Below are 16,735 nucleotides of genomic sequence, written 5' to 3'. Positions count from 1 at the left end.
TGTAGGTGGCACTTCAATTCTCGGGGGAAATGGAGAACCTTCTGGTCGTTCTCATTGGGGAGAAGCCCCTGAGGGCGAATGAGGATCTTGGCTACCAGAGTCACGATCCGTATATCACGCTGGCCAGGCAGGTGCGTGGTCTGGCTGACGCCATCGAGGGGTCGGTGGTGTCGATTGGGCATGCTCTTCCCGGGGGTGCGGGTGAGAGTTATGTCCGTGCGATGAAGATGCTGGTCGATGATGGTGGCAAGAATGCGCTGGCGGATTTCGCCGGTCAGTTGGAGGAGATTTCCCGGGGCCGTGTTGAGACTTCGATGCATATCACGGAGTCTAAGTCGCAGATCATGGCTGAGCTTTTCCGGCTGCTTGCGGAATTGGCTGTTCTGGCGGCGATGGCATTTTTCACGGGGGGGTTGTCGTCGGGTCAGTCGGCGTTGGCGATGCTCCGTAGCAGGGTGTTCTTGCTGACGGTGCTCGATACGCTGCTCAGTCGTACGCGTTTGATGCCTTCGTTGTCGGAGGCGTTCGAGGAGGCGTTCCAGACGTTCGCGGTGCGTCTGGCGATGATCGTGGCTGGGCCGAAGGGGCGCCGTCCGGGTGGCTTCGATGTGGGCGACATCTTGAAGTCCGGTGTGATGGGGGGCTTTGCGGGTGCTTTCCATGGTGTTTTCGACGAGGCCTTGAATAATGCCGGCAAGGCGTTGGCCAACTCGTTGGGCGGCGGGTTGAAGAAGGATCTGGCCGGCGATGTCCTGGGCAAAGTGAATCCGGGGACGCGGATCACGGCGAAGGATTTTGTGAATGGGGCCGGTGTGGCTTCGCGCGGCTTCGTCGCTGAAGGTGGTGCGGAGTTTCTTGCTGTCCCGGTGACCAGCGTCCTCTTCGGTGACCGGGTGAAGTTCGATGCGGCGACATTTCTCGGTGCGGGGTTGAGTAATACGAGTGAACTGGGGCTCGAGGCGGGCGTCGTCGCCGCCGGGTCCTCGCTGCGCGACATGGTCTTCACCGGGCCCCCGCTCGATGGCGGGCGGGACGGTGCCGGGTTCTCGCCCGGGGGCGGGGCGGGGCGTCAGCCGGATGGGCTGGTGGTGAGCAGCGGGGATGACACACCTGTCTCGGATAGGCCGGGGTCTGCGCCGGCTGTGGGGGCGGGCGGGGCCCGGTCGTCGGTGGCGGACTCCTTGGCTGAGAGCGCGGGCGGGGATGCGTTGCCTGGCGGGGCCGGGCAGGCGGTGACGGGGGCGGGGACTGCGCGTACCGGCTCCGCAGGGCCGGATGCCGTGGACCAGCAGGCGGGCACGCTGGCGCCGCAGGCGGGCGGCGGGCCAAGCGGGCCCGGTTCGGTGCCGGGTGTCCCAGGCCCGCCCGCGGCGGAGCCGCACGCGCAGACGGACACCGGGGCGGCGGGGGGGCAGGGGCAGCCGGACGCGGTCAGCCGGCCCCCGCTCCCGGATGGGTTCCAGACGGTGGGTGCATCGCATCTGCCGCCCCAGGCGAGCAGCGGGATGGGCGCCGGCCCAGATGCCGAGGACCCCACCTCCTCTGGGCAGGACCGCGATTCCACCGCACCGACTCAGGAGACGGGCGCCGTCTCCCTCACCGGGCGGGACGAACACGCGCCTGCCCCGGCTGCCGCGCCCGCGCAGCAGCCGGGACCCGGCGAGGTGTCAGCTCGGCCGGGCGCGCTCCCGCCGATCGATACGGTGCCACGGCAGGACACGGTGAGCTCCCAGCCCCAGCCCCAGCCCCAGCCCGGGCCCCAGGCCGGGCCCCAGGCCCAGCCCCAGGCCGGGCCCCAGGCCCAGCCCCAGGCCCAGCCCCAGGCCCAGCCCCAGGCCGGGCCCCAGGCCCAGCCCCAGGCCGGGCCCCAGCCCCAGGCCGGGCCCCAGGCCCAGCCTCAACCCCAGGTCCAGGCCCAACCCCAGGCCGGGCCGGTGACGTCGGGCTCGTTGCAAGCCCCTGCGCAGCGGCACCAGGTGCTGGAGTCTTCCGGGCGTTTCACCCCACCAGTTCCTGCACCCGAAGGTTCTAAAGGCTCCACGGGCTCCACGGGCTCCAAGGGCTCTGAGGGTGTGGTCTCGGGGAATATGCCTGGTTCGGTGGACGGGGTGATGGCACGGCTCACCGGCCAGGCCTCCTCTGCCCCGGCCGCCGTTGCCGGGACCGGTCACCTCGAGGTCACCGACTCCGTCACTGACTCGGTCACCGGTGCTGCCATCCCGTCGGTGGCATCCCCGCGCCCGGTCACCGAGTCCGGCGCGGATGCCGGTCTCGGCTCGGCTGCCGGGCGGTTGCCTGACTCCGGGCCCGCCGTCCGCGACCACCCTGTGCACGACCCGCGCGGCGTGGACCCCGATGCCGCACCGTCCGTTCCCGCTCCCCTGCGGATCACGAGTGAGGCCCTCGAGGACTCGCCGCCGGAGCCGGATTCGGAATCCCGGAGCGTGAGAGAGGCGCCCTTCTTCCGGTCCGGGCAGCAGGAGGACGGGGGGGCGGGACACGAGCCGCTGAGGTTGCGGGGCGGCGCCGGTAGCCGGTGGTGGCAGTGGTGGGGGAAGCGTGGTGCGCAGGGCGCCACTGCCGTGGGCCCGTCGGCCGCCCGGCAGGAGCAGCCGGCCTCCAGGGAGATTCAGCCCCCTCGCAGCGAGCCCGTCCTGGACGAGTTGCTGCGCAAGGAAGGGGCGTCGCATGGCATCAAGGACATGGACGGCCTCGCCCGGCACGTGCTCCACATGGACCTCGACACGCCCGTCACCAAGGAGCACTGGCAGAAGATCAACAAGATGGTGGATGACTTCGTCATCTTCGGTCCAGGTCGTCAGCAGCTCTCCCTCCAGCAACTGCGCAGTACTCACTTCACGCACGAGGTGATGCCGATCCTGCTGGATGACGAAACGCTCACCGAGCCTTGGGGCGGGATGTGCGGTCGAAACTGGGCCACCGCAACGCCTCAGCTCCCCTTCGACGTCAGCACCGCCCGGTGGCCCGTAGGCCACGAGGGAAGGCCCCGTCCACACGACGAGCCGCCACCGTGGCGGGAGCATGGAGCCGGTGTCTATCTGGTCGAAATCAAGAATATGGGGCGGCCTGGGACCGTCGTCCTCGCCAGAGGCGGGCACACCGTCCCTCTCTCGGACGAGGAATTCGGCAAACTGCTCGCCAACGACCCCGCCCTGGCCGGCCAGGCACCCGAGGTGGCTGTCGTTGTGCTTCCTGGCCAATGGGAGCAAGCCGACTCGCGTCGGGGTCGGGTCGACCATTGGGCCTCACGCACCGGACGCACCATCTGGTTCCCCAAGGAGGGACCCTGGTCGACCTTCCCTGTTGCCGGTCGTGGTGATGAGCCCACCCGCAGACAGGCCGTGCTGCTTCCAAGCTCTCGATGGGGCAAGGCCATTCCCGATCCGCCTCCGTCGGGCTCTCGCAGCGTCCCAGCACAGACCGCGAGCACACCCCTGTGGCGGGTCGACGCTTGGGCCTCACGCACTGAGGGCACCATCTGGTTCCCCGAAGCTCGACCATGGCAGGTACCCGGCGGAACCGCATGGTTGCGTCAGAACTCGTTCGACCCCAAGGCATTCGAACGGCGCTGGGGCAAGCTCCCCGACAGTGATCGCCTTGTCTGGTCCGTGGACGAGGCCGAGGACCTCGTCGAACGCCAGATCCGAGAGCTGCGTGTGCACGTCCCGGTCAGTCAGGACGGGTCCAATAGACAGGTCGACTTGATCGTCCGGCGGGTTGCCTATCACCTGTACGAGAGCGGCCTTGACGACCCTGACTCGGAAACCGAAGCCTTTGCGAGGAATCTCGTGCGGGAAGGCTTCAGCATCCGACCCACTGGCCTGGCGCAGGGGGACGAGAGGGCTGGACATGAGCCGCTGAGGTTGCGTGGCGGTACCTCATGGAGCCGGTGGTGGCCGCAGCGCGGTGCGCGGGGCGCCACTGCCGTGGGCCCGTCGGCCGCCCGCCAGGAGCAGCCGGCCTCCAAGGCGCCGGGGAATCGAGAGGAGGGTCCGGCCCCTGTACGGCGCGTCCGGTTCGCCCCCGAACCGGTGAAACCGGTGAGCTACTCTCGCCCTCGGATCCAGCGCATACTCCGAGCCCTCCAGACCTTGGAGAACGAGCGCACCCGTCTGCGCCGCGTCCACGGCCGCGACCCCGCCCACGTGCCCGGGCTCCCCGGATATCCCACCGTTCCAGCCTCACCGTCGAAGACAGTTGCGCTCCGCAGCCTGACCGCAGGCGAGCAGCGGGACTGGGTGGAACACGTCGTCGAGCGCGAACTGGCAGTTGTGGTGCGTGAGAGCACCGGTGATCGCAAGGCCCGCGTGAAGAAGGCCCGCGACGAGGCGTGGGCGTATGTGCGAAACCTCCAGCGTGAGGTCAAGTTCGCGCCGCGACGTGACGACGGCGCCCCTGCCGAATCTGTGAACGACCGTGATCTGACGCTTTCGGTCGGGGTCTTGGAGGCTGACAGGCCTGCTTTCCTGGACCGCGAGTACACCAACCCGTCGTTCGAGGAAGGCGCTGTGGACGTCTTCGAGGACGGCGTCAGTCTGTCGCGGGACGTCACCTCGATCGGCGGCACGGACCTCATGTTGCGGGCCACGGAGGACGTGGCCCGCGCCATCGTCAAGGTCCTTGACCCATACGATGCGGAGAAGGTATACCGCGAAGTCCTCGACGTCCTGACCGGGAGTCCGGGCGCCATCCGGGCGCGACTGACTTCGGAACGCTCTGGCCGCGAATCGCGCGAGGAGGCGCGTCGCATCCTGCTCGGAGATGGTTACCTTCTGCGCTTCCAAGACGCGGACAAACGCCACCGGATGGCAAGGATCGGGGGACGCAATACGGGACCCTACAGCCGTTATGCGGACGCGCACATTGTACGGCCCGAGGGGACCCAGAGGAACACCGATAGCAGCAAGCAGAAGTCGAATGAGGCCACGAACCGCGTCTTCGGCTTCGGCGTGGGGGGCGCCCTGAACGCCGTCGGGGTGCCCGCGGTCGTGTCTGTGACGCCGGCCGGCAGCTACAACCAGACGGCCCACTCCACTGAGCTCATCTATTCGTCCCTTGAGCAGCGGATGTCACGCCGTACGGGCCCTTCCTCCACCTACGTCAGCGACATGGCGTACGACGTTGAGGTGTACGAGCAGGGGAGCGACGGCAAACTGCAAGCCGTGGAGGAGCGGGGCGAACGGTTCGTTGTGCGAAACGGGTTCCAGTGGCGAGTACCTGACAGCCTGACCAGCAGGGGAGAGGGCGTCACTGGGCTGCCCAGTAAGATCAGGGTCCCGCAGGATCTGTCGCAAATGCCCATCCTGGCCGGTGACTTCGCCTCCTCTCCGGAGTTGTTCCTCTGGGTGTGGGAAGTGGCGCACCAGTATGGGGTGACCCTCGACATGCCCGCGGTCGGGACCATTCTCAGGTCATTCAGCCGGGAAGCGATGACCAACAGGCTGATCCGATCAATGCAGGGCGCGCATTCGCCCCTGGACCTCCTGGATGCCAAGGGGAAGGTTCTGGGGCGCTTCACATACCGCACCGTCGTGGACGACTCCCAGCCCGCGATCCTGGACCGAGCTGTCAACGGCGACCAGTTGTGGGTGTCCGTGAGCGCTGAGGCCGGTGTTTCCCGTGAACGGGGGGTGATCAAGACCGGGCAGCTGACGAGTGCTCTAGGGCCGGCGTATAAATTCCCCCTGGTGTATGGGAGGGGGGCTCTCCTCGGGGAGGTCAGCACGTCTCGCACCGACGCGACGTCGGGCACGGACAGCGGCCAGACTCTGTTCACAAAGATCCACCGCGGAGTCCACGGGCAGTACACGTCGCCCTTCCGGGTGGAGGTCACCTTCCACCCTGACGGGGCTGCCGGATTGGAGTCTTCGGCGCCCCCGAACGAGGCAGCAAAGCCGACGCCGGATGGCCCGACATCTTCGGCAGGCACGCAAGGCAGGGAGTTGACGAAGAGGTTCCCCGCGTACGCCGTGCTGAACATACCCAGGCAGGATGCTCGCGGTTGGGGCGGATTCGACCCGGACGCCGGACCGCGGAAGCAGGATAAATCGGCACTGCCGGAAGAGTATCGGGACCGTATGCCGACGCCACCACCGAAAGAACCCGTCCCGCCGCCCAGACTGGTGGGCAGTACCAAAGATGTCATACCGCTTAACGGCGCTCACTTTTCGTCGACCAAACTCACCAGCAAGCCCCTGCCGACCCAACCGAGCACGCCAACGGGGACCTTGTCGCGAACACACTCCGCTCCCGCGCTCTTCTCGGCGCGGAACGGCGGGCCGCCGGTAAGCCGGCCGCATCCGCGGCCCACCAAGTCGTCCCCCGCGCGGGGAGCTACCGACCCCATTCTGCTGTACGAGGGCTCGTTGCCCCTACCAGATGATGAGCCGTCGGCCCTGGATTTCCAGATACCGGACGCCATCACGGATGCGCTGCGCCAGAACCCGAAAACGCGGCGGCTGGTCGATCCGCCTGTCCGGTCGGCCTGGAGCGCATGGCGGCGGCGCATCGCCCGGGAAGCATCGCGCCAGGCCTCCCACACCCTTCGCAAGGCGCGCAACACGCGCAACAAGGGGCAGGATCCGGATCGCGCGGGCACAAGCGTCCAGCGACGGGGGACCCGGAAATGGCCGACCCGGAGTGCACGTCGGAACACGGAGCACCGACTGCCCGTGTCCTTCTCCCCGCTCCGCCTCGCCACCCGGGTCCGTCTCCTGTACAACCCGCAAAAGGACGAATACACCGTGGTGCTCCGCCGGGATGGAGGTTGGTGCAAGCACGCACTCACCCTGACGGTGCATGGGGGGAATTGGGTGGAGAATCCGAGATGGATGGGTATAAGGCCTGACATTGTCGGTGAGAACATACTCTTCGCCACCACGGGTACGTCCCAGCGCATGTGGGTCACCCAGGGGTGGCGGGCGGGCCCGGACGTGACGGGCGGAGTGAGTCTGGCCGGAGAAGGTCTTTTCGGGCTCGGCGGGCAGTTCCTGTACGGGCGCGCTCGGGGCCGCGGTACCGAGACGAACCTCCAGGCCGGCAGTGGGTATGGCACGTGGGGTGGGAAGGGCACGCACGTTTATGACACCACCGGAGAAATTCGGGTAACGGCCACCTACCAAGAGCGGCCACGAAGATGGCTCTTGGCGTCCACCGGCAACATATTCCGGAAAGCGCCCTGCCCGATTCCTCTGAGTGGTGAAAAGGACGGAGCGCTGGTCTTCAAGGTCACGGGGCAGCTCTCGCAACCGGATTCCTTCATGCCCCACCAGGTGCGCCCGGTGCACCGCGACTCGGGCCGGCTCACGGAGCCCACGCCGCTCCCGCTCAGCCGTGACCAGGTGCTCGCCCTGCTGGAGGATGCCCCAGGTAGCCGCTCCGCGGACGAGACGGTGTCCCGCAACCACATGCGCATCGGCCACTCCGGGCTCCTGGCCGGTCTCGAACGTAATGTGTTCACCGAACTCGCCCCCTCTGCGACCGCGTGGGCCTTCGAGACCCCGGGCACCGAGGAGTATGAGGCCGCGGGGGTCCACACCGGCAACGGTCAGATGGAGGGACACTGGAATGCCATGTCCAGCAAGGGCGGTTGGCCCCGGGACAAGGTGTTCAGCCAGGGGCAATGGTGGCGTAATGAAGCGGAGACGTTCGTTCACGCGCAATCCCAGGGCCGCCATGCCCGGGATGTCATGGACAAGGGCGTGGTTGCGGTACGCCACATCTCGGGCGCCATGCCCGTCAGCTCGGGCAGCAGCCAGCGGCGTGGCTGGACGTGGCGGTTCGGACTCTGGGGCTTCGGCCGCAGCAATTCCGACACCACCGGGGCGCTGCCTTATGCGCCAAGTCCGAACATCGCCTCGCTGGGGTACCGCCTCCGCTCCCGGACGATGACCGAGACCCTAGACGCCATGCGGCGCATCAAGGTGGAGCGATCCGGTCGGATGGTGAGAGCCGGCTACACGAGCACCACCTACCTCGTGGACGGGAAGTCGCGATCCCGTCGCTGGGGGGCGCCTATGCGCACCGCCGCCAAGGGGCTCATCGTGTTCGGGCAGCGGGACGAGCTCGTGACCTTCGACGATGCGCGGCGGCTGGGCGAGGTCGACAACGGCTTGGTGGACGAACTCGTGCAGCCCGGTCCTCTGCGTCCGCTGCTCTCGACGCCCGTCCACACGGCCGTGGAGGGAGGGATCAACCCCGAACCGGCGGTCCGCGCTTTCGAGTACGAATTGCAAAAGAGGTGGCCCGGTCTGCTGCCCGAATCCAGCATCGGCGACTTGGGCGGGTTTCGCCCCTGGTTGAACAGTCAGCTCACGCCGGAAGCGCTGGATGGCCACCACGAGCAGCTCTGCTCCGAGGGCATCACGTTTCGGTGCTTCATCAACAAACCGTCCGGCGCCCTCACCGGTGAGGCGAGAATGCGCCTGATCCGCGGTGATCTCACGTACCTGCGTACGCAGCACGGCGTTGATGTGGAGGAGCATCTGCTGCTCACCAAGAATTCCCAAGTGGCGTTCGAAGGGACACGCGGCAAGGGCCAGGCCATCACCTCTGCCAACGCCCTGGCCACCGAGAGTAACCCCGACCAGGGTGAGTCCATAGGCCAAGCTGACAGCCACACGGTGAGTCTCGGCGGGCAGGCCGCCATCGTCAACCCCACCAGCCGCACCGCGATGAGTTCTGACGAGTACACCCGACACCTGGCCATCCAGAGCAAGGGACGCCACGCGGAATTCGAGGTACCGCTGGAACTCGAGCTGAGCTACACGAGCTCCGACGGCGAGACCGTGACGGTCAAGGCCCCCGTCGGCAAGAAGGTAGAAACGCACGCAGCGTCCCTGCTCGTGCCGGATGGCGGCACCCCGGAGAAGGTCGCTCCGCGCGCCGAGAGCGAGGATCCCGCAGCGCCCGCGACCGCGTCGGAACGGAACGCCGACGCACCGCGCGAGCAGGTCGAAGTCTTTCCCGCAGACCTGGACGGGTCATGGACGGCGGCGGGGGACGCCAAGGTCGTCGCCATGCTCCGGAATCAGGGAGTGGCGGTCCTGTCCGTGCCCGACGCCGAGCATTTGCAGCACTGTGCGGCGCAGGTTATTGACCACGCTGCCGGTGCTGCCCATCGGCAGCAGGCTGTGGACGCGGGAAAGAACATCGACAAACGGTTGCCCATACGGGCGGACGCCCCGGTTCCGGTGAACACTCCCGAATCCAAGCGCCGTTGGGGGCGGGTCTTCCGTTCACCGGCCCTCAAGACAGCGGATGTCGGCCTCAGCACCCTCACGAGACCGGGGACGGCACCGTACCAGCAGCTGGGGCAGGAACTCTCCTTCAGCTTCCTGCGATCGGCGGCCCGCGACGCCATGGGCACTGAAGGCTACCGGCCGCCGCCGGCCCCAGACGGTTCGGCGATCGGCTCCATGACCGGCGACCTCACCGTGCGCTTCCGTCCCACCCCGGGCCGCCGTCCCAAGGTGCTCGCCGTCGTGGACGACTTCTTGATCCACTCCCGCGTGATGAAGGCAGGCACGGAACAGCTTCGCGAGCGCCCGCCGGACGTTGAATCCTCCGTTGTCGGGTTCGTGGACCCGTCCCTGGTCCCCACGCATGGACCCTCGACCTCCACCCTTGCCGCCCAGAACCCCCTGCCGGTGAACCAGACCACCACGGCCGGCGTCCTCGCTGGAGGCGTGAGCGACGCGGCCCGGATGGGGACGAGGAGCAGGCCCGAGCGCATGGTCCTGTGTGAGATTCCGATCGACCAGATGGTGGAGGCGGGCGTCTCCAAGAGCCGCCTGAAGCGATACACGGACGCTCTGAGCGACGCTCTCCGGGGCTTCCGCGACAGCCTCGCGCGCCGTCCGGCCCAGTCAGCCGATGCCGATGCCGGAAGGACGTCTTCCGCGGACCGCGGGCGGTTCGCCGCCGCCTTCACCTCAAAGAAGCCACTGGTCGCCCTCGTACCCGAGCGTGTCGCCCGCGAGGCAGGCATCCTCGACGATGACCAGTTCCCGGGTGCGGTCACCGCGGCCTACGACCTGGTCAAGGAGCTGGAAAAGAAGCTCAGCGAGGCGGAGGAGGCATACAAATCGGCCGACATTCCCATTGAGCGCGACTGGGAAGAGGCGGATGAGCTCCTCCGTGAGCCGGATGGCCAGCGGCGGCAGCCGCGCTACGACACCGTCGCCCGACGGCTGGTCGAGCACGAGATCGAGCGGGCCCGCCGGCGAGATGCGCACTACCGGCTGGCCACAGAGGTCCACCAGGCCAGGCGCAGCGCCAAGGAACAGCTCGACTGGTACCAGCAAGGTCCTACGGCCCGCGACGAAGCGCTCAAGCCAGTCCCCTACAAACCCGAAGACGGAACCGACCCGGCCGGGTACCCGCTTGCGGACCCCGGGCCGGAGAGCGACGGCAGCGCCCCTGGCGAGGCCGAGCCCGGCCTTTCGCCGTACGACGACCCGGACAACCGGCGGTTGGCAGCCGAATTGGCCGCCGAAGGCGAGTCCCGCGGCGGCCTCTGGCGGGGTAAGGTTCCGCCGCGGTGGCTGGCGGCGCGCGAGGCGATAAAGGCGCACGCGATCGGGAAGGCCTTGCGCGACAAGCAACAAGAGCTGAGCGAAGCCCGAGATGCTGGGGACCAGGACCTGGTCCATTTGCGCCGCGCCGAATTCGCGTACCTCGCCCAGGCTCGAAGCCGGGCGGTCAAGGCGCGAGACGTCATGATGTCGGTGATCCGGCTCGGCATGTCCGAGCTCAGCGTCTCCCAGGCAGAGCATCTCGAAAAGGGCAGAATCATCGACGTGCGCCCCGGCGAAGTGGAGAGCCTCCGCTTGCAGCTGGAGCAGGAACGCAAGGCCCTCCGCGACGATAACAAGGCCGTGCAACAGGTGAAGAAGGCCATGCAGCACCACCACGTGTCTGCGGCCTACGTCCTGCCGCCACGCGCCGCTCACGCGGCGATTGCCAAGAGGTCTGAGCTCCTTAAGGAGCGCTTTCAGGAGCGCCTCGAGGCCGCACGCCAAGTGCGTGACGGACGGAATGCACACGTCAAGCGGCTGAAGGGAGAACTCGCCCAAGCCGAAATCCAGCAGGCCGTGGCCGACTTCGCGCGCAAGCACATGCCAGAACCATCGACGTTCCCCTCGACGGCAGCCGCCAAAGACCGGCCCGGGGCCGAGCGCGACGCCTTGAAGAAGCAGGAACTGTTCAGCAACCCCGTGTTCCAGGCCGGCCAGGACGAGGGGACCCCGGTCTACACCGACATCCACGGCACGGTCTACGACATCGTCGACCCGCACGATGCCAAGTTCCCCGAGAAGATCAGGGGCGAGGGCCTGCCCCTCTCGCTGTACGCTGCGCAGCGCGCCGCGCAGGGGCAGGACCACCGTAATGGGATGTGGCCGGAAACTGCTCGGTTCGTGCGCACCAATCTGGCCAGGCAATTGCGGGAAGACGCTGAAACGGATGCCGCCTGGCTGCGGGTTGCATTTCTCGACGGGAACACATGGCTCCAGCCCGATTCGGGCCGGGACAAGGTCACCTCGGAGGACCGCGAAGCCGCCGAGCTCACCGAGCTGGACTTGGCGCATGAGGCCGAATTCCACCAGGACGGCACCCTGCATCCGAATGTGCAGCTTTCGCATGAGGCGCGCGTGGAACTCCTGGCCCGCCAGCTCGAGCGCAGTGGCTCTACGGGGCTCCCAGGCTCGGATGAGTCCGGCCACGACAACGCCGCATCGGACTACGCCCCGCTCTTGTACGCCCGCAGGTTCGAGGTGGAGGTGCACGTCGTGCTGCCCGGCGAGGGTGTCCTGGACTTCCACCCGGACAGTCCGGCCCCGCGACGCCGATCGGGCCTGCCCCGCGTGCACGTGCTGCTGGAGGACGGCACGTTCAAGGCGCTGATCCCGCGGCATCCGACCGCGCACGACACGGCCGCCAAGCCGGGCGCATCACCGCAGGAGGACACCTCGGATGCGTCATCGCCGTCGCGTACGTCATGGCACACAGCTGTCACAGAGATGTCCGACGATGCGTCCCGGGCATCGGATGAGTCGTGGGCGACAGCCCCGTCGGGTGACGTCCCCGAGCCAGACGACCGCTCCCAGCCACCGACTGCGAAGGAAACAGACCAACTCTCAGGCGCAGCAGCGCTGGACGAGCCCGCCCGAACCCAGACGGCAGGCCCGGCAAGCCAGGAGACAGCACCGCAGCCACATGCTCTGCCTGAGCGGGTGATTCCCGATTCGCTCGGCGAATCGCCCCTGACCCCGATGGCCCAAACACTAGGTGCCAGCCCGCCCCACAACACAGCAGACCAACTTCCGGCCGCTGAGGTTTCTGAGGGTGAGGTCTCGGGGGATATGCCCGGTTCGGGTGTTGATGGGGGTGGTGGTCGGGCTGGGGGTGGCGCCGGTGAGCTGCAGCCTCAGGTGGGGGCGTCCGGCCCTGGTGAGGGGCCAGAGGGCTCTCATTTGTCCTCGCGGCGGGTGGAGGAGGTGGTGGCACGGCTCACCGGCGAGGCCTCGTCTGCTGCGGCCGACGGTTTTGGGGTGAGTGCGTCAGTCTCGCGTGGTGCTGCCGCGGACCTGGGGAGTCCGGCCGATTCCGTGCACCGTGAGGATCACCTCGCGGCCAGGCCTCAACCGATGTCAGCAGCGTGGTCACCGGCCCTGGCCGAGTCCGCGGTCGGGGCCGAAGATGATGCGGCCATGCATCGGAGCACCGCGCAAACCCCCAGCAAGGAAGAGCTGACAGGGCAGGCCGCGCTGAGCTCGCAGCGGGGGGGCACCATCCAGCGGGTGGGCCTGGGGTCGGTTGGTGGTTTTGGGCGGGTGCTTGACGTGGCTGGTCTGGAGCGGCTGGTCGATGGTGTGGTGCGGCGGGTGCGGGCCGCTTCCTCGTCTGCGTCGGGTGCGGCCCCCGCCTCGCAGGCTGCTGGCCCGGTCCTGCGGGCCGGGGAGGCCGCAGGGCGGGGGGTGTCCCCGCGGGACTGCCTGGTGCTGCTGGCAGGGTTGGGGAAGGAGTTGCACCGGAGTGAGGCGTTTGGCCCCGCGGTTCGCCCCACGGCGCCCAGCGGGATCCGGCCGGCCCGGGCGGTGGACGACGTGGTGGAGGGGAGCGGCCGCGCCGAGGACATGCTTGCCCCGGGCGCGCACTGGGGCCCGGTGACCTCCTGGGAGCGGCTCGCCGACGCCGTACGGGAGGCCGGGCCTGGGGCGACCGCGCTCGTGCTGGTCCAGCGTTCCCGGGGGGTGGGGCATGCCTTTGCGGTTCACCATTTCACCGGTGAGGGTGTGGTGTGGGTTGAGCTGCAGGCGCCGGCGGGTGAGCGGGTGGGCCGTGATGCGCCGCCGGAGGGGGATGTGCTTCATGCGCGGGCGGTGGTGGTCGACCCCGGTGGGCGTGTGGTGCCCGATGCCCTGCCCTGGGCGTCGGCGGCGGATTCGACGGCGCGGGCGCTGACCGACCCACCCACCGACCACCGCTACGGCATGGAGCCATGGCAGGGGAGGACGGGGGACTGGGGGGACGTTGGCTGGTTCCCGGTCGGCATGGAGGGGTGGTCGGGTCGGCTGGGGTCGCGGGCGGCGTCGCCGTTCCCTGGTGGTCGGGTGGCTACGCCGGGCGGGCCGGTCACGCGGCCTGGCACGCCGGGTGTGGGGGCGTCCACAGGTGTGGCTACGCCGGGCCCGGAGGAGATGGCGGCGATGCGTGCATTTGTGGAGGGGCTTCCGTCGTATTCCGGTTCGTCTTATCGAGCTTCGTCCCAGGAGTTTCCGGCGGTGTCGCGGGACGCGTACGGGGATCGGGGCGGAGGGTTTTTCTCTCCCTGGTCGGTACCGGCGGACACGAGCACGGTCGGGTTCGGTGGGTCCGGGTGGCCGGGTTCGGCGGGTCCGGTGGCAGGTCCGTCCACCTCCTTCCCGTCCGGCATGGAGGGGTGGTCGGGTCGGCTGGGGTCGCGGGCGGCGTCGCCGTTCCCTGGTGGTCGGGTGGCTACGCCGGGCGGGCCGGTCACGCGGCCTGGCACGCCGGGTGTGGGGGCGTCCACAGGTGTGGCTACGCCGGGCCCGGAGGAGATGGCGGCGATGCGTGCATTTGTGGAGGGGCTTCCGTCGTATTCCGGTTCGTCTTATCGAGCTTCGTCCCAGGAGTTTCCGGCGGTGTCGCGGGACGCGTACGGGGATCGGGGCGGAGGGTTTTTCTCTCCCTGGTCGGTACCGGCGGACACGAGCACGGTCGGGTTCGGTGGGTCCGGGTGGCCGGGTTCGGCGGGTCCGGTGGCAGGTCCGTCCACCTCCTTCCCGGGCGGGATGACCGGGAGCAGGCCGGTGCCTGGAGCGGCGTCGGGGCCGGGTGGCGGTCGGCGTGGCTCTTTCTCCTCGCCTTTTGCATTGCCGGAGTTGTCCGGGCCGACTGCTGGTGGAGTGATTGCCGGGGCGGATTCTGCGCCCGGTGGGGGACCGGCCACCGCGACAGGCCCGATCCACGAGGAATCGACAGATAAGGCGGATCGGGAGTGGTCTCATGTGGTGAAGCAGGTGAAGGGTGGGGCACGTGTAGTCCTCCGCCGTGGCCGTGAGCGGGTGCTGGTGCTGGTGCCGCTGCCGGATGTGGAGCGCGCCCAGACGGACAAGATCAGCATGGGGGAATTTCGTAAGCGGCTTACCACATATCGGGTTGCTGATGGGGAGCGACTCACCCTCACTGACCGCGGCAAGTCGGTGATGGGTGTGATTTCGGTTGAGGAGTTGGAGGCTGGGCATCCGGCCGCCCGGCAGCGGACCGTGCTGCCTGCACCGGGGGTGTACGACGCCCAGCTGGGGGTCTGGAAGATCACCGCGGCGGTAGCGCGGGCGAGCTTTGACGATGCGGTGGTGCGGCGGGTTGTGGAGGAGCGGAAGCGTGTCGTCATCACCTCCCAGAGGGGGGTGGACCTGGGGGTGGTCAGCGAGGACGCCTACAGGAAGGCCTATCCCGGCTACAGGACCGAGCCCAATCCGATCACAGCTGGCGCCGCCATAAATTACCTGGGCAGGGTGCGGAAGAGGGTGGATGACGATGGGCATTGCGTCGTTACCAGCCGGTCGGGGTCTAGGGCGCGGCGTGTGGTGATGGTGTCGACGGAGGTTCTGAAGAGGGTTCGCGACGCGGAAGAGGGTGGCAGGGCGGCCGGCGTTGCTCCTGAGGGGGGGCCGGGTGTGGGGGCGTCGGGGTCGAGGGCTGCGGCGCCGAGCTTTGGTGATTGGTTGGACATGCCGGGCGGGGGGGTCTACGAGGACACGACACATTGGGCGTATGTGGATTTGCCTGAGTTGGTGAACCAGGTGAAGGACGGGGCTCGTGTAGTCCTCACCCGTGGCGGTGAGCCGGTGATGGCGCTGGTGCCGCTGTCGGATCTGGGGCCCGCCCGCACGGACGAGATCAGCAAATACCAACTTCATTGTCAGCTTGCCACATTGCGGGTTGCTGATCGGGAGCGACTCACCGTCACCAACCACGGCACGCGGGCGATAGGTGTGATTTCGGTTGAGGAGTTGGAGGCTATGCATCCGGCCGCCCGGCAGCGGACCAAGCGGCCGGTACCGGGGGTGTACGACGACCAGCTGGGGGCCTGGAAGATCACCCCGAAGGTAGCGCGGAAGAGGTTTGACGCTGCGGTGATGCAGCGGGTTGTGGAGGGGGGGAAGCGCGTCGTCATCACCTTCGAGGGGGAGGCGGACCTGGGGGTGGTCAGCGAGGCCGACTACCGGGCCCATCTCAAGGACGGGCCCCGGGCCGAGGCGATCAGAGCAGACAACGTCATGCGTCAGCTGGACGAGTTGCGCGAGGGGGTGGCTGGCGGTCGGCGTTACGTCGTGTCCAGCGGGAGGGGGCGTGGGGAGCGGCGTGTGGTGGTGGTGTCGACGGCGGATCTGGCCAGGGTTCGCGCCGCGGAAGGGGGTGGCGGGGCGGCGGGTGTTGTGCCTGGTGGTAGTGACATGCGGGTGTCGAGGGTGGCGTCGCCGTTCTTTTCCGGTCCCGTGGCCCGGGGCGGGTCGGGTTCCGACGGCGCTGGTGGTGAGTGGGACGCTGCCGGGCCGCTTCTCCCGAGGGGGGCGTTGGCGGGTTCCCATATGGCATGGGGGGAGTGGCCGAGTCGGTCCACGACGCCTGTCCCGCATCGGAGTGTTGGTCCTGGAGCGCAGCAGCCTGCCCAGCCCCCCAGAGACATTCCGGTCAGGGGGCAGGGTGCGGGGGCAGTGCTGCCTGCACCGGGGGAGTACGACGAGCAGCTGGGGCTCTGGGTGATCACCGCGTCGGCAGCGCAGGCGAGCTTCGACGCTGCGGTGGCGCTGCGGGTTGTGGAGGACCGGGCGCTTGTCGTCATCACCCTCGAGGGGGAGGAGCTGGGGGTGGTCAGCGAGCCCGACTACCGGGCCCATCTCAGCTACGGGCTCCGGGCCAAGTCGATCACAGCTGACTACGCCACGAATCACCTGTCCGAGGTGGGGGAGGGGGTGGCCAGAGGTCGGCGTTACATCGTTACCAGCAAGGCGGGGCATGTGGTGGTGATGGTGCGGCTGACGGATCTGGCCAGGGTTCGCGCCGCGAGAGGGGGTGGCGCGGCGGCTGGCGTTGCCCCCCGTGGCGGGCAGGATGTGGGGGCGTCGGGGTCGCGGGCGGCGTCGCCGTTCCCTGGTGGTCGGGTGGCTACGCCGGGCGGGCCGGT

1 protein-coding gene (only partly in view) is annotated in these 16,735 nt (G+C 68.4%); it reads left to right on the top strand.

Annotated features, from left to right (window positions below):
- The first annotated feature begins 29 nt into the window (after positions 1–29).
- A protein-coding gene (locus OG254_RS00780) for a toxin glutamine deamidase domain-containing protein (protein ID WP_405576346.1) crosses the window boundary here: on the top strand, positions 30–16,735 show its 5' end (the start). Its footprint extends 17,572 nt past the window's final position; the window shows 16,706 of its 34,278 coding nt (coding positions 1–16,706); the start codon lies at positions 30–32; the stop codon falls past the right edge of the window.

The sequence above is a fragment of the Streptomyces sp. NBC_01092 genome, from assembly GCF_045039535.1.
Classification (GTDB): domain Bacteria; phylum Actinomycetota; class Actinomycetes; order Streptomycetales; family Streptomycetaceae; genus Streptomyces.
The sequence above is the reverse complement of the archived record's forward strand: the minus strand, read 5'-3'. Positions and strand labels throughout refer to the sequence as shown.